22 protein-coding genes are annotated in these 17,602 nt (G+C 73.9%); 14 read left to right on the forward strand and 8 right to left on the reverse strand.

What is annotated here, in order from left to right; all coding sequences use genetic code 11:
• Positions 1-100 precede the first annotated feature (100 nt).
• The 4 genes from AB0C76_RS34515 to AB0C76_RS34530 all read right to left on the reverse strand — a co-directional run bounded on the left by AB0C76_RS34515 (position 101) and on the right by AB0C76_RS34530 (position 2,732).
• Positions 101-1,012 carry an SDR family oxidoreductase gene (locus tag AB0C76_RS34515; protein ID WP_359973259.1) on the reverse strand — a complete coding sequence of 304 codons (912 nt, stop codon included), beginning with the start codon at positions 1,010-1,012 and terminating at the stop codon, positions 101-103.
• Entirely contained in the window at positions 1,009-1,746 is a 738-nt protein-coding gene (locus AB0C76_RS34520; protein WP_359973261.1) for a helix-turn-helix domain-containing protein, read from the reverse strand. The genes AB0C76_RS34515 and AB0C76_RS34520 overlap by 4 nt, the downstream gene beginning before the upstream one ends.
• A complete protein-coding gene (locus AB0C76_RS34525; protein WP_359973263.1) occupies positions 1,743-2,033 on the reverse strand; it encodes an alpha/beta hydrolase in 291 nt (96 codons plus the stop codon). Before AB0C76_RS34525 ends, AB0C76_RS34520 begins: the two co-directional genes overlap by 4 nt.
• Positions 2,034-2,267: 234 nt before the next feature.
• The gene (locus AB0C76_RS34530; protein ID WP_359973265.1) at positions 2,268-2,732 is read right to left on the reverse strand and encodes a hypothetical protein; all 465 of its coding nucleotides are present in this window, start codon (positions 2,730-2,732) and stop codon (positions 2,268-2,270) included.
• 157 nt (positions 2,733-2,889) lie between these two features.
• Here AB0C76_RS34530 and AB0C76_RS34535 point away from each other — a divergent pair, with 157 nt between their 5' ends.
• From AB0C76_RS34535 to AB0C76_RS34545, 3 genes are read left to right on the forward strand one after another with little or no spacing between them, the layout of a single operon-like run.
• Complete coding sequence (locus tag AB0C76_RS34535; protein ID WP_359973267.1) at positions 2,890-3,609, forward strand: sigma 54 modulation/S30EA ribosomal C-terminal domain-containing protein; 720 nt, start codon at positions 2,890-2,892, stop codon at positions 3,607-3,609.
• A gap of 23 nt (positions 3,610-3,632) precedes the next feature.
• Entirely contained in the window at positions 3,633-3,929 is a 297-nt protein-coding gene (locus AB0C76_RS34540) for a hypothetical protein (RefSeq protein ID WP_359973270.1), read from the forward strand.
• A gap of 23 nt (positions 3,930-3,952) precedes the next feature.
• Positions 3,953-4,756, forward strand: a complete 804-nt coding sequence (locus tag AB0C76_RS34545; protein WP_359973272.1) for a methyltransferase domain-containing protein — start codon at positions 3,953-3,955, stop codon at positions 4,754-4,756.
• Between the two features lie 22 nt (positions 4,757-4,778).
• Here AB0C76_RS34545 and AB0C76_RS34550 read toward each other — a convergent pair whose 3' ends face one another.
• Positions 4,779-5,666, reverse strand: coding sequence for an NAD(P)-binding domain-containing protein (locus AB0C76_RS34550; protein ID WP_359973275.1), 888 nt, complete (start codon positions 5,664-5,666; stop codon positions 4,779-4,781).
• A gap of 81 nt (positions 5,667-5,747) precedes the next feature.
• On the opposite strand from AB0C76_RS34550, the gene AB0C76_RS34555 reads away from it, so the two are divergent.
• Together AB0C76_RS34555 and AB0C76_RS34560 are read left to right on the forward strand one after the other, a co-directional pair.
• Positions 5,748-6,197 (forward strand): MerR family transcriptional regulator, encoded by a 450-nt coding sequence (locus tag AB0C76_RS34555; protein WP_359973276.1) that lies wholly within the window; start codon positions 5,748-5,750, stop codon positions 6,195-6,197.
• A gap of 215 nt (positions 6,198-6,412) precedes the next feature.
• Entirely contained in the window at positions 6,413-7,144 is a 732-nt protein-coding gene (locus AB0C76_RS34560; protein ID WP_359973279.1) for a sulfite exporter TauE/SafE family protein, read from the forward strand.
• A 2-nt stretch (positions 7,145-7,146) separates the two neighbouring features.
• On the opposite strand, the gene AB0C76_RS34565 is transcribed toward AB0C76_RS34560, so the two are convergent.
• Both AB0C76_RS34565 and AB0C76_RS34570 read right to left on the reverse strand, forming a co-directional pair.
• Entirely contained in the window at positions 7,147-7,590 is a 444-nt protein-coding gene (locus AB0C76_RS34565) for a hypothetical protein (protein WP_359973282.1), read from the reverse strand.
• A 73-nt stretch (positions 7,591-7,663) separates the two neighbouring features.
• The gene (locus AB0C76_RS34570; RefSeq protein ID WP_359973284.1) at positions 7,664-8,188 is read right to left on the reverse strand and encodes a hypothetical protein; all 525 of its coding nucleotides are present in this window, start codon (positions 8,186-8,188) and stop codon (positions 7,664-7,666) included.
• A gap of 692 nt (positions 8,189-8,880) precedes the next feature.
• Between AB0C76_RS34570 and AB0C76_RS34575 the strand changes: the two genes are divergently transcribed.
• From AB0C76_RS34575 to AB0C76_RS34590, 4 genes are read left to right on the forward strand one after another with little or no spacing between them, the layout of a single operon-like run.
• Positions 8,881-9,264, forward strand: a complete 384-nt coding sequence (locus tag AB0C76_RS34575; protein ID WP_359973286.1) for a CU044_2847 family protein — start codon at positions 8,881-8,883, stop codon at positions 9,262-9,264.
• Positions 9,265-9,274: 10 nt separating this feature from the next.
• Positions 9,275-10,204 carry a trypsin-like peptidase domain-containing protein gene (locus tag AB0C76_RS34580; protein WP_359973288.1) on the forward strand — a complete coding sequence of 310 codons (930 nt, stop codon included), beginning with the start codon at positions 9,275-9,277 and terminating at the stop codon, positions 10,202-10,204.
• Complete coding sequence (locus AB0C76_RS34585) at positions 10,191-11,180, forward strand: hypothetical protein (RefSeq protein WP_359973290.1); 990 nt, start codon at positions 10,191-10,193, stop codon at positions 11,178-11,180. The genes AB0C76_RS34580 and AB0C76_RS34585 overlap by 14 nt, the downstream gene beginning before the upstream one ends.
• An 11-nt stretch (positions 11,181-11,191) precedes the next feature.
• Positions 11,192-12,076, forward strand: coding sequence for a transporter substrate-binding domain-containing protein (locus AB0C76_RS34590; RefSeq protein ID WP_359973293.1), 885 nt, complete (start codon positions 11,192-11,194; stop codon positions 12,074-12,076).
• A gap of 391 nt (positions 12,077-12,467) precedes the next feature.
• Here the strand turns inward: AB0C76_RS34590 and AB0C76_RS34595 are convergent, their stop codons facing one another.
• On the reverse strand, positions 12,468-13,304 hold the full coding sequence (locus AB0C76_RS34595; protein ID WP_359973295.1) for a LysR family transcriptional regulator: 837 nt from the start codon (positions 13,302-13,304) through the stop codon (positions 12,468-12,470).
• Positions 13,305-13,406: 102 nt separating this feature from the next.
• Between AB0C76_RS34595 and AB0C76_RS34600 the strand changes: the two genes are divergently transcribed.
• The 5 genes from AB0C76_RS34600 to AB0C76_RS34620 all read left to right on the forward strand — a co-directional run bounded on the left by AB0C76_RS34600 (position 13,407) and on the right by AB0C76_RS34620 (position 17,593).
• Positions 13,407-14,120, forward strand: a complete 714-nt coding sequence (locus AB0C76_RS34600; protein WP_359973297.1) for an SDR family oxidoreductase — start codon at positions 13,407-13,409, stop codon at positions 14,118-14,120.
• Between the two features lie 198 nt (positions 14,121-14,318).
• Complete coding sequence (locus AB0C76_RS34605) at positions 14,319-15,347, forward strand: glycosyltransferase (RefSeq protein WP_359973300.1); 1,029 nt, start codon at positions 14,319-14,321, stop codon at positions 15,345-15,347.
• A gap of 124 nt (positions 15,348-15,471) precedes the next feature.
• Positions 15,472-16,167 (forward strand): hypothetical protein, encoded by a 696-nt coding sequence (locus AB0C76_RS34610; RefSeq protein ID WP_359973302.1) that lies wholly within the window; start codon positions 15,472-15,474, stop codon positions 16,165-16,167.
• Positions 16,167-16,823 carry a hypothetical protein gene (locus AB0C76_RS34615; protein WP_359973304.1) on the forward strand — a complete coding sequence of 219 codons (657 nt, stop codon included), beginning with the start codon at positions 16,167-16,169 and terminating at the stop codon, positions 16,821-16,823. Before AB0C76_RS34610 ends, AB0C76_RS34615 begins: the two co-directional genes overlap by 1 nt.
• A 101-nt stretch (positions 16,824-16,924) precedes the next feature.
• Entirely contained in the window at positions 16,925-17,593 is a 669-nt protein-coding gene (locus AB0C76_RS34620) for a DUF4389 domain-containing protein (RefSeq protein WP_359973306.1), read from the forward strand.
• Positions 17,594-17,602 lie beyond the last annotated feature (9 nt).

Here is a 17,602-nt window from a genome sequence, read left to right on the forward strand (position 1 = left end):
GGTGCCCGGGGCACCCGCCGCCGCCTTCCGTGGACGGCGGTCACGCGCCCGTCGGACCGGCCGCCCGCCGCCGTCACTGCGCGGGCGAAGCGCAGGGGCGCTACAGCGGCTCGCCGAGCGGCCCGTGCTCGGCCTCCAGGTTCGCGGCCCAGTGCGCCGCCCAGTCCGGCTGCGTGCCGTCGGCGTCGGTGAACCCGTACTCCCGGTACAGCCCCCACGTCGCCAGCGCCCGGCCGGACTTGGCCATGACGTCCGGGTCCGCGGCCAGGGCCGCCACCGCCCGGCCGAGGTAGGCCGGGGTCTCGGAGCGGGCGAAGTGCGGGTCCGCAGCCACGCCGTCGCGCCAGGTCTCCTCGGTGACGCCGAAGTGCTCCAGGACGGCCTCCGAGCGCAGGAACCCCGGGGTGAGGGCCACGGCCGCGACGCCGTGCGGCTCGAGCTCGGCGGCCTGGGCGACGGCGAGCCGGACCACCGCGGACTTGGCGAGGTCGTAGAAGAACGAGCCCCGGTAGCGGGCGGTGTTGCCGTCGGTGACCTCGACGACCAGGCCGCGCTTCCGCGCGACCATCAGCGGGAGCGCGAACCGGCTGGTGATCACGTGGGTCTCCACCGCCTGGCGCAGCAGCCGCAGGCCGGTCTCCACGTCCTGCTCCCAGAGCGGGTGTTCCCAGTCGACGAGCGGATCGCCGCCCCAGACGGAGTTGACCAGGACGTCGAGTCGGCCGCCCTGCTCCGCGGAGATCCGCTCGACCAGGGCCGCGACCTCGTCCGGGCGGCTGTGGTCGGTGCGGACGGCGATGCCCAGGCCGCCCGCCGCGGTGACGCGTTCGGCGGTCTCCTCGATGGTCTCCGGGCGGTCCAGGTCCGAGCGGGTGCCGGTCGTGCTGCGGCCGGTGACGTACACCGTCGCACCGGCGGCGCCGAGCTCGACGGCGATGCCCCGGCCCCCGCCCCGGGTGCCGCCGGCGACCAGGGCCACGCGTCCGGCCAGCGGCCGGCCGTCGATCGTCATGATTCCTCCGGGTCTCGGGTGCGGCGGGCCGCCGTGTGCGGGAGCAGGAGGGCGTCGATCTCCTGCCGCAGTCGCTCGGGGAGCGTGCCCTCGCGGTCGAGTGCCCAGTTCAGGCCCGCGCCGGCGGCGATCGCCTGTACCGATCCGGCGAGGGCGGACACGTCCGTCCCTGTGGCGAGTTCGCCGGCCCCGGCCGCCTCCGTCAGCAGGGCCTCGATCGCCCGGCGCTGCGCCAGGTGCACGGTGAGGGCGTGCTCGTGGAGTTCCGGGTCGGTCAGGTCCAGACACAGGAACGCCAAGTGGTTGGCGAAGGTCTCGGGAGCGGCCATCGGCGCCGTCGACTCCACCAGCAGGGCCGTCAGCGCGGCGAGCGCCGACCCGTGTCGCTCCCGCACCCGCGCGGGCAGTTCCGCGACGTCGTTCGCCGACTGCCGCGCGAGCGCCGCCAGGAGCCCCCGCTTGGAGCCGAACCGCTGGACGAGGGTGCCGGGCACCAGGCCCACCTCCCTCGCCACGGCCGCCAGCGTCAGCCCCGGGGGCCCCACCCGCCCCATCACGTCGGCGGCGGCACGCAGGATCACGGCGTCGTCGACTCCCCGGGGGCGGCCGGCCATCGTGCGCTCCTCGTCTTTAATAAATGCTTGTTCATTTATTAAAGCGCGCCGACCGGAGTGGAGCAAGCGGTGGCCCGCGGGGCCGTCGCGCGACCCGCCCGAGGCCAACGTTCCCGTCACGCCGGGACGGGTGCCATCCGGGCGACGATGCCGCGCAGGAGCGCGTTGAAGGCGCCGGGGCGTTCCTGGTGCGGCATGAGGGCGGCGTCCTCGACGACGGGGAGTTCGCCGTGCGGGGCTAGGTCGGCGAGGGACCGTGACACCTCGACCGGGATCTCGGTGTCGAGACGCCCGTGGACGAACGCGGCGGGCACGGCGAGCCCGGAGAGGGCCGGGCGCGGGTCGTCGGTCAGGGCCTCGGTGAACAGTGCGTCGATGAAGACTCCCGAGTCGAGGAGCTGGCGCACCGTCCGGTCGGCGACGGCCGGACCGCTCGCGGGGCCTCGACGCGTGCCGCGACGTCGCGGGGTAGCGGTGCAGCAGGTACAGCGGGGTGGCGGGACTGGCGGGTCGCGATCGCCCGGCTGCGCACGGGGACTCCCTCGCCCTGCCACTGACGCAGGCGCCGCACACCGGCGCCTGGTTCCTCCACGCGGTCGACGCCCACCTCGAACCCGGCGACCTCGACCTCCCCGCCCGCGTCATCCTGCTGGAGGCCGGTGACAGATCCGCAGGGTCGTCGGCAGTGGCGATGACCTGGCCGGTGCGGACCGGTCGGGACCGCTCAGCCCCTGGCCGGCTCGACCGTCAACGCCGATCCGGCCACCAGTACTTCGCCGGGGTCCAGCCACAGCAGCCAGTGGTCGAACGCGCACGCCGGTGATCGTGCGGCCCGTCAGCACGGCGAGGTCCTCGGTCAGCCGCCGCTCACGGTCCCCCGACGCGGCCACGACGCCGTCCGGCCGGTCCAGCCGCCAGGCCGGCGCGTGGACCGCCAGCCGCCGGCGGCGGACCTGCCTCGTCCCGTCGTCCCGCAGCCGCGTCAGCCGCAGCTGCAGCCCGAACCGGCCGCCCCCGTCGAGCGGCACCTGCACCTGCTCCACCGCGCCGCCGACCAGGCGCGCGGCCACGGCCCGCAGCCCTTCGATGTCCGTCGTCCCCTCCATCGCGCCCGAGTATGGGGACGGAAGGCGCCGTCGTGCAACGGAAATCGGCCCTTTCCGCCGCGATGGGGCCGTTGGCCTCTTGTGGTGGGAGTGGCGGGCGCGCAGCGTAGGGGGTGATGTTGGGCGGGGCCTACGGAGTGGCAGGAGGATGGCGGAGATGAGCACGGACATCGCGGTGGTGGCCTTCGGAGGGGTGTCGCGCGAGGTGCGGGCCGAGGGCCGGGCCCGGGTCGCGGCGGCGGTGCAGGGGGCCAACGCGCTCGTCGAGGCGCTGAAGGTCAGACTGTCGGCCACCGGAGCGGGCGTGCTCGCGCAGGTGAACGCCGAGGTGGACGGCCGCCGGGTGCGGGTGCAGACGGCGGCGTCCGGCTTCGCCGAGGCGGTGGACGGGATCGGCGAGCGGCTGCGGCGGCGGATCGCGGCGGTCGGCGGGGCGTGGAAGCCGCGGGCGTGGACGCCGGGAGGATCCGACGAGGTGTCCGTCCCGGACGGCTCCCGGCGGATCGTCCGGGTCAAGTCCCCGTCGCTGGTGTGGTGTTCGCCGGACGCCGCGGTGCGCACCCTGGACGCGATGGACTACGACATCCACCTGTTCACCGACCCGGCCACCGAGACCGACGCCGTCGTCTACCGCACCGGCCCGACCGGCTACCGCCTGGCCCGCACGACCGCCGCCGCTCCGCCGCACCGCTCCGCCGTGCCGCTGACGCTCCACCCGCGCGGCGCCCGCCGCCTCACCGACGACGAGGCCCTCGCGAGCCTGGAGGCCGCCGAACTGCCCTTCCTGTTCTACGCCGACCCGGTCACCGGCCGCGGCCGCGTCCTCTACCGCCGCTTCGACGGCCACGTCGGCCTCATCGCGGGCGGCCGGCCGTGAGCAGACCTCGCTCCGATCGCGCGGTGGCGAACGACGGCTCCGACGAAGGACTGCCCGAGGGCTGGACGATCGAGCGCATCCGCACCGCCTCGGGGGACCGCGAAGCCGAACTGCTCTCCCTCGCCCGGCTCGTCGTCGTCGAGGTGCACGGCCGCGCCGACCCCGAGACCCTCCGGCCGAGCGTCATCATCTCCTTCCACGGCCTCTGCCTCGTGAAGGCCGGCGACGACTGGCACATGGGGGACCTGGCCTCCGACGGCTCCATCTCCTGCTGGTCCTCCTACGGCCCCGACCTGGGGGAGGCCATCCGCGGCCTGTGAACCGCCTCTGCGAGAATCGGCGCATGGCTGACCACGACGAAGACCGCGGCTACCTCCTCGACAACCGGAGGAAGGAGGCCGGCGTCCGCTTCGGAGCCCTCGCCGAGATCTTCGACCCGGTGACGTTCCGGCACGTCGACCGGATCGGCCTCCGCGCCGGCATGCGGGTCTGGGAGGTCGGCGCCGGCGGCCCGTCCGTCCCGCTCGGGCTGGCGGAGCGCGTCGGCCCGACCGGGACGGTGGTCGCCACCGACATCGACGCCTCGTGGACGAGCGGCATCGCCGGCGGCACGATCGAGGTGCTCACCCACGACGTCGTCGCCGACCCGCCGCCGCCCGGCGGGTTCGACCTCGTGCACGCCCGCCTCGTCCTCGTCCACGTCCCCGACCGCGCCGAGGCGCTGCGCCGCATGGTCGGGGCGCTGCGCCCCGGCGGCTGGCTCCTCCTGGAGGACGCCGACCCCGCGCTCATGCCGCTGATCTGCCCCGACGAGTCAGGCCCCGAGCAGCGGCTCGCCAACCGGCTGCGCAACGGCTTCCGCGAGCTGATGGTCTCGCGCGGCGCGGACCTCGCCTACGGGCGCACCCTGCCGCGCGTGCTGCGCGAGGCCGGGCTCGCCGACGTGCAGGCGGACGCGTACTTCCCGATCACCTCGCCCGCGTGCTCCGTGCTGGAGGCCTCCACGGTGCGGCACGTCCGGGCCCTCCTGGTCGAGAAGGGCCTTGCGACGGACGAGGAGATCGACCGCCACCTCGCGGCCGTCGAGACCGGGAAGCTCGACCTGGCCACCGCCCCGCTGATCTCGGCCTGGGGCCGCCGCGTCTGACGTTTCGTCAGGCGCGTTCCGGTCAGGCAGTGAGCAGTTCCACGAGACTGGACACCCCGTCCGGCCCGTGGCCCGCCTCCGCCGCCCTGCGGGTGAGGGCGAGCGCGGCGTCCAGGACGGCGGTGTCCAGGCCCCGGGTGCGGGCCGTGTGGGCGACGTGTGCCAGGCCGGCCGCGGCGGAGGCCACGCTGCTGCGGTCGCCCGGGTGCCGGCGGTCGTCGGCGCGCCGGGCGAAGTCGTCGATCAGTGGAGGCAGCAGGAGCGGCAGCCCCTGGGCGTACGGTGCGAGTTCGGCGCCGCTGATGCCCTCGGCGCGGGCGAGCGCGAGGGCGTGGACGTACCCGTGCACGGTGGTCCAGAACAGGTCCAGCAGGGCCGCGTCGAAGGCCGCCGCCCGTCCGGGGTCCGTGCCGACGTGGCGCACGGTGCCGAGGGATCGCAGCGTCTCCCGGTGCTCGGCGAAGGCCTCGGTGTCGCCGCTGAACAGGATCGTGCCCCGGGGGCTGCCGATCGTCGCGGTGGGCGTGAGGACCGCGGCGTCGAGCAGACGGTGATCACGGGCCTCGGTGGCGTTGGCGCGGGCGTCGTCGGGCGCGATCGAGGTGGCGTTGACGACGGTCCGGCCGCGCAGCGCCGCCGCGGCGGCGTCCAGGACGGCCCGGGCGGCCGGCTGGTCGCGGACGCAGAGCAGGACGAGCGGGGCAACGGCCGCCGCGTCGGCCGGGCTCGCGGCCGACCGCGCGCCGAGGGCGAGCAGGTCGGCGTCCCGGCCCGGCGTGCGGTTCCACACGGTGGTCGGATGCCCGGCGGCGAGCAGCGCCCCGGCGAGGGCCCGGCCCATCGGGCCCAGGCCGAGCACGGCAACGGCGGTGCGGGAGCGGGTGGTTGAGGAAGATCGTTCGTTCGGCATGCCGGTTACGCTAGACCTTCACGCCGACGTCAGGGTCAAGCCGGGACGCGGCGGCCGTCCCGTCCTCAGGAGGTGCCCGCGATGCGGATCGGAGAGCTCGCGCGGCGGACCGGCGTCACGCCGCGCGCCCTGCGCTACTACGAGGAGCAGGGGCTGCTCACCCCCGAGCGCCGCCCCAGCGGCTACCGCGAGTACGGCGAGCGGGACGTGGACGCCGTCCACGGCATCCGAACCCTCCTCGCCGCGGGCCTCAACAGCGCCACGATCGCCGAGATCCTCCCCGGCCTGCCGCTCCCGGGCCGCCGCCGTCCTGGTCCGACCTGCCCGGAACTGCTGAACGGCCTGGCCCGCGAACGCGCCCGGATCACCCGGCAGATGGACGAACTCGCCGCCGCCCGCGCCCTGCTGGACGAGATCACGGGCGCGGAGGCGCCGAGCGAGGCGATCCGTCGGCGCGGAGCATCGGGTGCGCCCACGTCGCCGTCGCCACAGTCGTCCGACCGGCGGCTCGTGAGGCCGCCCCGAGCCTGAGCGCGCACAGGGCGATCGCGATCCGGTCGTGGAAGCTGCGGCTCCCGGCGCCGAGTTTGTCCGCCCGACCGAGTCGGCCAGCTCGGTGATGGTCATCGGCCCGTGGGAGTTGCAGCCGCAGGAGCTCCATGACGAAGGTCGGCTTGAGACGGCGCGTTGGGCCCGGTGGTCCCCTCCACGGACCTGATGTACTTCGGGAGGTGAGAGGAGGGGACATGGCAGGTGGCTGGGGCCCTGCGCTGCTGCTGGGCCTGGTCGTGCTGGCGGGATCGTCCGTGCAGCGGCTGGCGGGGATCGGGTTCGCGCTCGTGACGGCGCCGGTGCTGGTCCTGATGCTGGGGCCGGTCGGCGGCGTGGCGCTGGCCAACTGCGCCTCGGCCGCGATCAGCGCCGTCGGGCTGGCCGGGAGCTGGCGGCAGGTGCGGTGCGCCGAGATGCTGCCGCTGATCGCCGCAGCCGCCTGCACCGTGCCGGCCGGGTCCTGGGTCGCCGGGCGGGTGTCGCCGACGGTGCTGCTCATCGGGATCGGCGCCCTCGTCAGCGCGGCGGCGCTGCTGGTGCTCGGCGGTGTCCGGGCGTCGTCGCTGCGGGGTGTGCGCGGTGCGGTGGCCGCGGGTGCGGCGAGCGGGTTCATGAACGCGGCGGCCGGGGTGGGCGGTCCGGCGATCTCGCTCTACGCTCTCAACACCGGCTGGAGCGCCCGGCAGTTCGTCCCGAACGCGCAACTGTACGGCGTCGTCGTGAACGCCGTGTCGATCGCGGCCAAGGGCGTTCCGCAACTGACGGCGCCCGCCTGGTCGTTGTCGGCCGCCGGGATCGCCGGCGGCGCCGTCGCGGGCAAGGTGCTGGCGGAGCGGGTGCCGGAGGGCCGGGCCCGGTTGGTGGTGCTGGGCCTGGCCCTGGCCGGCGGGGTCGGCACGCTCGCGAAGGGCCTGTGGGGGCTCTGACGTCAGGCCTGGGAGTGCGGGCGGGCGTGGCAGATGCGCGGGGCCTCGTCCTTGAGCCCCAGCAGCGCGAAGGAGTTCTGGCCGAGGGCGATGTCCCGGAAGGCCTCGTTGCCGAGCGCGCGGTTGATCCGGCTCGTGACCTCCAGTTCCTGCTCGTAGGCCGCGTAGTCCTTGCTCCGGGCGGCCACGAAGTCCGTCCCGGTGATCGCCCGGCGGGGGTGGCGGTCGAGGAAGGCCGCGTACGTCCCCCGGACGCCCGGGCGGCTGAAGTAGAGGTCCTCCAGGACGCGCCAGCTGAGGTCGAGCGTCAGGTTCGGGTGGGCGTCGAGCAGCCGGTCGAGGATGCGGACGTGCTCGTCGGGGTCGAGGGTGGCGAGCTCCTTCGAGAGCCCCATGTGGGCCCACACGATCTTGTCGTCCGGGTACTGGTCGAGGATCTCCTCCATCAGGTGCAGGTACTTGGTCGGCTCCGCGTCGTCAACCCGCTCGGCACCGCCTGAGCGGTCGGCCCGTCCGCGGTCAGTTCTCCGGGCTGACGGCCTCGTTGAGGGTGTGCACGCGTTCGGTGGCCCCGGGGTCGGCGCCGATCTCCGGGGCCCGCGCGATCAGGAGGTCCAGGAGCGCGAGTGCCGAGGCGCGTTCGCGCTGGGAGAGCGTGTCGGTGCCGGGGGCCGCGTTGGCGGCGTCGGTGACGGCGCGGTGGAGGCGGCGGATCCGCTCCGTCACCTCGGTGTCGCGGCTGAGCGGGCCGGTCCGGGCCATCAGCCGGTCGAGCACGGCGTCGATCTGCGAGGGCCCGCCGGGAGCCCTCCGGTGGCTGGAGCCGGTGCCGGTACCGGTACCAGCGCCCGTCTCGAGGCCGGTGCCGCGCCCGGACCCGTGGCGGGACGGGAAGGCGGAGATCTCCGCGACGAGCACCCGGATCCGGCCGACGGTCGCGGGGTGGTGGGCGATGGTCGCGGCGTGCTCGTCGAGCAGCGTGCGCAGGGCGGTGATGGTTTCCGGCGCGCTCATGCCGTCGGCGACGGTGGGCAGCGGGGTCATCGGGGACTCCTGGGGGTCTGGCCGGGGCGGCCGCCGGCGGGACGCGGCGGGCCCGCAGTCGGGCGTGCGGGTCCGGACGCGCTCGCCGCACGCACCCATGCTCGGTCGGCGGGCGTCCCGCTGTCCTGCGGGGCCCGTCGCACGGGTGATCCGGCCTGATCCGGAAGGCACGTTCCGGCCGAGGCCGGTCCAGGTGCCCGTCCAGGACGGCGAGCGCGTCGGCCTCGCGGTGGACGCCGAGGAGGACGGGCCGGCGCAGGCCCTCGACGAGGGTGTGGAGGGCGTGCGCGGCGTGGCCGGCGTCCAGGCCGGCGGGGAGTTCGCCGCGCTCCAGGCCGAGCCTGAGCTGCTGGGCGAGGAAGCCGGCGGCGCCCTCGTGGGCCACCGTCACCGCGCACGGCCACCTGGTCGAGCGGGAGGCCGCCCGCTCCCGCACCCGGTACTCCGACCGCTCGGACCTCCGCCGGGCCGGCGTCCTCGGCCTGCTGATCGCCGCCCACGGGCCGCTTCGTTCGTCTGCGGTAACGATCCGGTGACAGGTGTGCACGGTGCGTGCAGGGGGGGATGGTTGGATGCGCTAATCTGACTAGCCGCCAATGGATCTGACGTCTCATCAGTCACATTTCTGGTCGGACGAGACCCGACCCGGCGCATGTGCACCCGCAATTCGACCTCCTAGGGACGTGACGCGCATGGCTGACCCCACCGGCTCCGCGGGCTCCACCGGTTCCACCCCCGAGACGATCGAGGTCCACCTCGGCGACGGCACGACCGTCTACGCCGCCGTCCGCGACGCCCGGACGGGACGCGACTCCGGTGACGCCGGGGCCGTCTCCGCCGCCGCGCGGCACACCTTCGACCAGGTGCGCGAGACCGTCCAGGCCGTCGGCCAGTGGGCCAAGGACACCGCGGTGAAGTGCGGCGACCCGTCCTCGTTCGAGGTGGAGTTCGGGGTGACGCTCTCCGTCCAGGCCGGGCGGCTGATCGGCGTGCTGGCCGAAGCGGGTGGCGAGGCGAGCCTGAACGTCCGGCTCACCTGGGACCGCGCCACCTCCGGCACCGCCGCCGCCGCGTAGGGCGGCCCGCGTGGTCCTGAGAGCCGGCGGTCCGCACGACCCCGCCGTCTGGCTCGCCGACGCCGCCACGACCTTCCTGGGCAGCGGCTTCTTCGTCGCCCCCGGACTCGTCGTGACCTGTGCCCACGTCGTCCACGGGCGCGGGCCGGTCACGGTCCACGGGACGCTCGGCGCGGAGGAGGTCCTCTCCGTCGACCTGTGGCCGCCCGTCCGGCCCGCCGGCAGCGCCTACTACCCCGCGCCCGACCTCGCCGTGCTGCGCACACCCGTCCGCGAGGGGCGGCCGGTCGCCGTCCTCTCCGCGGAGGAGGCGCCGGCCGGCACGGAGCTCTCCGCGCACGGCTTCACCACGGCCACCCCCGCGGACGGCGTGCAGCCGGACACGGCGCGGCTGACGGTGGCCGGGCTGTCGGGCGGCTTCGTCCGGCTCGTGAACGGATGGATCCGCAAGGGGCTCAGCGGCAGCATGGTGGTCGCCCCGGGCAGCGGGCAGGTGGTCGGTGTGGTCAAGGGGACCGAGGACGACGGTGACCCGGTGGGAGGGTGGATGACCCCGGTCGGGCAGCTGCGAGTGTTGCTGGACCTGCCGGCGGCGGCCGCGCGCCCGGGTGCCGCACGCCCGGCGGCCGGCCGCCAGGAGTGGGCCGACACGCTGTTCCGAATACCCGCGCTGGACGACGAGCGGGTGCGCCACGACCTCGTCCGCCGGATCAACGACACGCTCCCCGCGGACCAGGGCATCCGCCCGCGCGGCGACTCGCTCGCCCTGCCCCACCTCGAACTGATCGCCGGCGCCTGCCTGGACAACCTCGCCCCCTGCGACGCGCTCCGCGCCCTGGTCGCCGCGGTCCGACGGCTGGCCGGCGGGCACCGGGCGGTCGGCGACCTGGAGGTCCTGCTCGCGGCGAGCTGCGGAGGGGACACACATGCGGCAGCTTGACGACCGTGCGGTGCACGTCCTGGCGGCGGCGTTGAAGGAGATCCCGCTGCTGGAGAGCGTCGATCGACGCGTTGACCTCGTGCACAGCATCCGACAGGCCCCCGGGGTGCTGGAGTTCGAGGTCGCGTCGGACAACGGGACACACACGCACCTCACACGGATCACCCGTGCATGCATCGAGCATCGCAACGCCCCTGCGGCCCGGCGCGCCCTCCACGAGGAGGCCCGGCGCCTCGCCGGCGGTCAACGAGCGGTCTCCTGGCTGGGGTTCTTCAACGCCGTGCTCGATTCGCGGCACCCGGACGCCTTCAAGATGTGGCTGCTGGACCGAGGCGGGCTGTTGCTCGCGCAGGGCTGGGGGAGCGCCACGGCCCCCGGCGTCCCCGACCCGTTGAGCGAGTTCACGTGGCTCGTGGTCGGCGGATCGCAGGCGCAGATCCAGGCGTACTGCGCCGAAATCGACGGACTTCCGGACAACACGGTCGTGGGCCCGGTCGTGCCTCAGCCGAAGCCGCCGGCACCCGTAGAGGAGGTCCCCCCGAACCGCCGCAGAGGGTGGCTGCTCGCCGGCGCCGCCGTGGTCGTCCTCGCGGTCGTGATCTGGGCGGTCGCCTCGGCGGGCGGCGACCTGCCGACGGTGTCGAAGCCGGTCACCTGGGACACGGCGGTGCTCTCGTTGGACCCGCACGACGGCCAGAAGGTTGCGGCGGGCACCGTGTTCGACGTGCCCGCCGGGCGCACTCACCTGGTGCTTCCGCTGAACCTGAGCGACCCGAACCCGGGCGGCGGAGCGTGCCCGGGGACGACGGTGGACGTGTCGATCGAAGGTCAGGAGTTTCCCGGAACGCCGTTGGACGGCGTCGTCCACGCGAGCGTGCCGAAGGGCCGGACGAGCCTGAGTCTGACGCTCACCCTGCGCACGACCGACAACTGCAGGTTTCTGATCAACACCGGCACCGTCGAATTCGAGGGCTGAGGGGTTCCGCCGTGATCACCAGTCGCCGTTCGCGCATGCTCGCCGTCACCGCCGCCGTCATCCTGCCGTTGGTGCTCGTCGCCTGCTCGTCCGGTCCGGTACGGCCGGCGCCCTTCGACGGGACGGTCCGGGTCGGGTTCAAGACGGCGGCCCCCGGCATGTCCGTCCAGGACCCGAACGGCATCTTCCGGGGCTTCGAACCCAGGCTGGTCGCCAAGGTGTTGGGTGACGCGGGCGTGAACTACTCCTCCGTCCCGCTCTCCGCGCAGACGTGGCAGGACGCCCTGCTGGACGGCAACACCAACCACAACGGGGTCGACGTCGTCGTGGCGGACATCTCCGACACCTCCGACCGCGAGCAGAAGTTCGACCTCGCCGGGCCGTACCTGAAGACGCCGCTCGGCGCCCTCGCCCCGGCCGCGCGCCCGGTCGCGGTGCAGCGCCAGGAGGACCTGACCCCGCTGCGGGTCTGCACGATCGCGAAGACCACCGCCCGCGCGCTGATCGACAACGAGGTCAAGCCCAAGGTGTCGGTCGACGCCCTCGTCCCCGACGACTGCCTGAAGGCGCTGGACGACGGCACCGCGGACGTCTTCGTCTCCGACTACCTCGTCCTGCGCGGCATGGCCGTCAACGTCAAGGTGAACGGCCAGGCCCCGTACGTCATGGCGGAGGGCCGGTTCGGCAGGGTGCAGACGCTGGTGGCCGCGCTGCCCCCGGGGCACACCTCGGCCTGCCAGTGGCTGCGGGGCCGGCTCGACGCGTACGTCAAGAGCCAGGCGTGGGTGACGGAGCTGCGCAGCAACTTCAACTTCGGCGCCGACGTGTCGGACGACAACCTGCGCCAGGACTTCCAGCCGCTGATCAGCGCCTCGGACAACCTCTGCGCGAAATGACCGGGGAGGGTCCGCCGGTTCGCCCACGAGTGATCCCCCGATTCACGCACAGTGAAGGGATGGTGGCGGAACGGAGCGAGGAGGGTGCGGCGGCATGGCGGACCTGCTGGAGAACCTCCCCCTGTGGGGGAACGGTGCTCGGTCCGGGCTTTCGGGGGCGCCGCTGCCGGCGGCCGGGGCCGTCGCGACCCCGGCCGCGCCCCGGGTCGCGAACGTGGACGCGGCCGAGACGCCCCCGCCGCCAGGGAAACCTCGACACCCGTCTGCGGGTCGCACCGATCGGACCACCTCAACTCGTCTTCGGTGGGCACGAACCGTACTGTCCGCGCACAGGACGATGGGCGTTCCGGTCGACCGGCCCCTCGATCGGATGATTTCGCGTTCGCGCGGATCAGACCGCTCCCCGGTCGGCCGCAGCGGCAGCGCGGCGCAGCGCCGTCGTGGCGATGGACAGGAACTCCGGTACCGGTTCCGCGCACGGGCCCTCCAGGACCGCCAGGCAGGTTTCGACCGGCGAGGAGTCGGTGACGGGCAGGTAGCGCAGGTCGGGCCGCGAGTAGGAGCCGGTGATGCTCAGGGGGACGAGCGCGATGCCCTGTCCGGAGGCGATGAGTTCGAACTTCTCGTCCAGGGAGGAGGTTCGCCGCGTCCGGGCGTCGAGGACCGGTTCGCCGGCGAGGTCGGCGGTGGTCAGGCTGGGACGGCCGGCGAGCGGGTGGGTCGCGGGCAGGCAGGCGACCTTGGTCTCCCGGCCGATCGGGACGGTTCGCAGGCCAGCGGCGTCGAAGGGGTGACGCAGGTGGCCGACGTGCGCGCGGCCGTCGCGCAGGGGCGCGTCCTGTTCCCACCAGCGCAGCGGGAGGACGTCGACCGCCACGTCCGGGTGGCGCGCGCTGAACTCCCGTATCGCCTCGGACACGTGCAGGCCGGGGGAGAACGCGACGACGAGCCGCCGCTCGCCCCGCGCGGCCTCCTGGACGCGCCGGACGGCGCCGTCCACCACCGTCGTGATCCGCCGAGCCTCCTCGTACAGCTGCCGCCCGGCCGCCGTCAGCTCGACGCTGCGCGTGGTACGGACGAACAGTTCGCAGCCCAACTCCTGCTCGAACGCCCGGATCTGCCGGCTGAGGACCGGCTGGGTGATGAACAGCTCCCGGGCCGCCCGGCCGAACCTCCCGTGCTCGGCGACCGCGGTGAAGTAGCGGAGCTTGCGCAGATCCAGATCCATCTCTGCACGCTATCAATGCACACCCTGCACCGATGTCCGCACGGCATCAATGTGCACGGAAGGGCATTGGACGGCCGCCGGGGCGCCCCCGAGACTCGGATCATGACCGACACCCGCACCGACGTCCGAAGCACCGCCCTCGTCATCGGCGCCTCCCGCACCCTCGGCCTCGGGCTCGCCGCCGAACTCCTCTGCCGCGGCTGGGACGTCATCGGAACCGTCCGCGGCGAGCGCCGCACCGGCCTCCACGACCTGGCCGACGCGTCCGGAGGCCGGCTGACCGTCGAATCCCTGGAAATGACCGAACCCGACCAGATCGCAGCGCTGCGTGACCGGCTGACCACGGCCGGGCGCACCCTCGACCTGCTCTTCGTCAACGCCGCCATCACCCGTGGCGACCTCCCGATCGGGGACGTCCCGACGGACATGTTCACCGAGGTCATGGTGACCAACGCGCTCGGCCCGATGCGCGTCGTGGAGGTGCTCGGCCCGCTGGTCGCACCGGCCGGGACCATCGGCGTCATGTCTTCCGACCAGGGCAGCCTCACCCTCAACACCGACGGGGGCCAGGACCTGTACCGGGCCAGCAAGTCCGCGCTGAACCAGCTCATGCGCTGCTATGCTGCCCGCCACACCGCCGACGGCCGGACCCTGATCCTCATGGACCCGGGCTGGGTGCGGACCGAACTCGGCGGCCCCGAAGCCGATCTCAGCGTGGAGGAGAGCGTTCCCGGCGTGGCCGGGACGATCGAGCAGCACCGGGGCGAGCCCGGTCTGCACTTCGTCGACCACCAGGGGCAGGTCGTGCCCTGGTGACCGCCGGCGGAGTGGCCCCGCGGCTCGACCCCGGTCGACCACGGACACAACGGCAGCACCGGAACGCAAACCGGAATCCGTCCGCTGTTGGTCCAACGGTCGCGCGTGTTCTCTACACTGGGGCCACCGCAGATCACTGTAGGTGATGGAATCGCCGGCCCTGCCCGGCCCGTCCGCCTCTGAGCGAAAGGCCGTCCGATGGCCCCGCGTCTGTCCGTCGTCGTCCCGATCTACAACGTCGAGCGCTACCTCGAAGAGTGCCTCGACTCGATCGCGGGTCAGTCCTTCGAGGATTTCGAGTGCGTCATGGTCGACGACGGCTCGACCGACGACAGCGCCCTCCTCGCCAAGGCCTACGCCGAGCAGGACCCGCGCTTCCGGCTGGTCCAGCAGACGAACAAGGGCCTCGGCGCCGCCCGCAACACCGGCTGGCGCCACCTCACCCCCGGCACCGAGTACCTGACCTTCGTCGACAGCGACGACACCCTGCCGCCGCACGCCTACCAGCTCATGATCCGCACGCTCGACGACACCGGATCCGACTTCGCCACCGGCAACGCCATGCGCCTGCGCACGAGCGGACTCACCCCCTCGCACGGCCACCGCCGTGCGTTCCGCGAGACCCGGCTGCGCACCCACGTCAGCGAACTGCCCGCGCTCGTCACCGACCGCACCGCCTGGAACAAGGTCTACCGGCGCTCGTTCTTCGACGGCGCGGGCATCCTCTACCCCGAGGGCCTCCTGTACGAGGACGCCCCGGTCAGCGTGCCGCACCACTTCCTCGCCGAGCGCGTCGACGTCATCTCCGAACCCATGTACCACTGGCGGGTGCGCGAGGACGGCGCGCTGTCCATCACCCAGCGCAAGACCGACCCGCGCGGCCTGATCGACCGGGTCCGCTCCATGGAACTGGTCCGCGAGTGGCTGATGGCCCGCCCCGAGCCGCAGTTCGCCGAGCACCTGCGCGCCTACGACCGGAACTGCCTGGTCGAGGAGATCCCGATGTTCTTCTGGTCCCTCCCGGACGGCGACCGCCCGTACTGGGAGGTCTACCAGCGGCACGTCAGCCGGCTGCTCCTGGCCATCGGCTCGGAGCAGCTGGCCGGCCTGAACGCCCAGCTGCGCCTCAAGTACAGCCTGACGCTGGCCGACCGGATGCGCCGCTTCGTGGCCCTCCAGCGCCTGCACCGCATCGTCCGCCGCACCCGCCAGGCCGCCCGCCGCTGAGGCCGGGCGCAGCCCGCGGGGTCGTGGGCGGGCCGCCCCGGCGGCGGGCGCGGGCAGGAGCACGGGCGCGGCGACGGCCCGTCGCCCGGTGGCGTCGCCCGGTCCGACGGGCGAGGCTGGGGGAGTGGGCGAACCCCGCGGAGCGGTCCGGGTGGCCGTGGTCTCCGCCGCCGCCGTCGTCTTGTCGCTGTACGGCCTGGTTCTGCGGCCGAGGATGCTGGACTGGGGCGCGACGAGCGAGGAGACCCTGCGGTCCCGTCCCGGGGACGGCCTCGTGCCCGGTGCCGACGGCGGTTCGACCATGGCCGCCACCCTGCCGGGGCCGCCTTCGGCGGTGTGGCCGTGGCTGCTGCAGATGGGCTACGACCGCGCAGGCTGGTACAGCTGGGACCGGCTGGACAACGGCGGGCGGCCGAGCGCCGACCGTCTCGTCCCGGAGTGGCAGAGCCTGGTGGTGGGGCAGCGGCTTTCCTCGGTGCCCAGCGGCCGGGCCTGGTTCACCGTCGCGGTCCTCGTGCCGGAACGGACCCTGGTGCTGCGGGCCGATTCGAGGATGCCGTCGGGTCGGCCGTTCGACCCGGCCGCCGGAGGCGCGCCTCGGGCGTTCGTCAGCTCGGTCTGGGGCTTCCACCTCGAACCGGCCGGCGAGAACACCCGCCTGGTCGTCCGCGCGCACGGCCGGGGCCGCCCGCGCGCGTTCACGAAACCGATGGACCTGCTGTTCTGGGAACCCGCCCACTTCGTCATGCAGACCCGCCAGTTCCACAACCTGCGCGTGCGGCTCGGGCGGGTCGTGACCGGGGAACCGGGGAGGCCGTGATGAGCGCCGGAGCCACCTTCGATCCAGCCGGCGGCACGCTGTTGCTCGACGGTGTGCTGCCCGGGTTCGGATTCTCCCGCCTCGAATGCGTGGCCCTCGCCGCAGCGCCTCGCGTCGCCTACCGGGCGGCGCGCGAGCTGGACCTGCTCACCCTCGACCACCCACTCCTCACCGCGGCCATGTGGGCCCGCGGGCTGCCCGACCGGCTCCGCGGCCGGCCCGTTCCGACCCCGCCGTCGATGCGCGTCGCCGACCTGTTCGACGGCGCCGGGGACGCCTGGGCGGAACAGCCCTGGGTCCCGCTGGGCGAGAACCCGGGGCGCGAGCTCGCCTTCGGTGCGGTCGGCAAGCCCTGGCAGGCCTCGATCGAGTGGCGGAGGGTCGAACCGGAGCACTTCGCGTCGTTCGGCGAGGCCGGCTGGGCGAAGATGGCGGCAGCCTTCGTGGTCCACCCGTACGGCACCCGGCGGTGCCTGCTCACCTACGAGGCGCGGACCGCGTGCACCGACCCCGGATCCACGGCCCGCTTCGCCCGCTACTGGACGCTCGTCTCCCCGGGAGTCGGCGTCGTCCTGCGCGGAACGCTCCGGGCGGTCAGGGCGGCGGCCGAACAGCGGGCCCTGGCTGCTCGGCCGGACGTGCTGTCGGACGGGTGACCCGATCCTCCCGGGCCCGGGCCCCGCCCCGTCGGTGGGACGGGCGGCTGCTCGCGGAGCAGGACGGGCGCAGTATGGGAGGTGGCGAGGAGGTGACCGTCATGGCTGTTCCCGAGCCCTCTCCCGTCCGGGTCGAGGCCAGGCTGGACCTGCCGCTGTCGCGGTGGTTGTGGCTGGTCAAGTGGATCCTGGTGATCCCGCACTGGATCGTGCTGTGCGTCCTGTGGGTGGTGTTCCTGCTGCTGACCGTGGTCGTGTTCTTCGCGGTCCTGTTCACCGGCCGCTATCCGCGGGGGATCTTCGACTTCAACGTCGGTGTGCTGCGGTGGTCCTGGCGCGTCTCGTACTACGCGTACGGCGGCCTGGGCACGGATCGCTACCCGCCCTTCAGCCTCCGGGAGGAACCGGACTATCCGGCGCGGTTGTCCATCGCCTACCCCGGCGAGCTCTCCCGCGGACTGGTGCTGGTGAAGTGGTGGCTGCTGGCGCTGCCGCACTACCTGGTGGCCGGGATCTTCCTCGGCGGCTCCCGCGACGTCTGGGGCGGCGGTCTGATCGGACTGCTGGCGCTGTACGCGGGTGTGGCGCTGGCCGCGACGGCCCGCTACCCCGCGGGCATCTTCGACCTCCTGGTGGGACTGAACCGCTGGGTGCTGCGTGTCGTCGCGTACGCGGCGTTGATGACGGACGTGTATCCGCCGTTCCGGCTCGACCAGGGTGCCACGGAGCCCGCACCCTCCGGGGTCGGTGCCGAAGGGGAGGTTGGTTGACCGCACCGA

The organism is Kitasatospora sp. NPDC048722, from assembly GCF_040650235.1.
In the GTDB taxonomy this organism is placed as follows: domain Bacteria; phylum Actinomycetota; class Actinomycetes; order Streptomycetales; family Streptomycetaceae; genus Kitasatospora.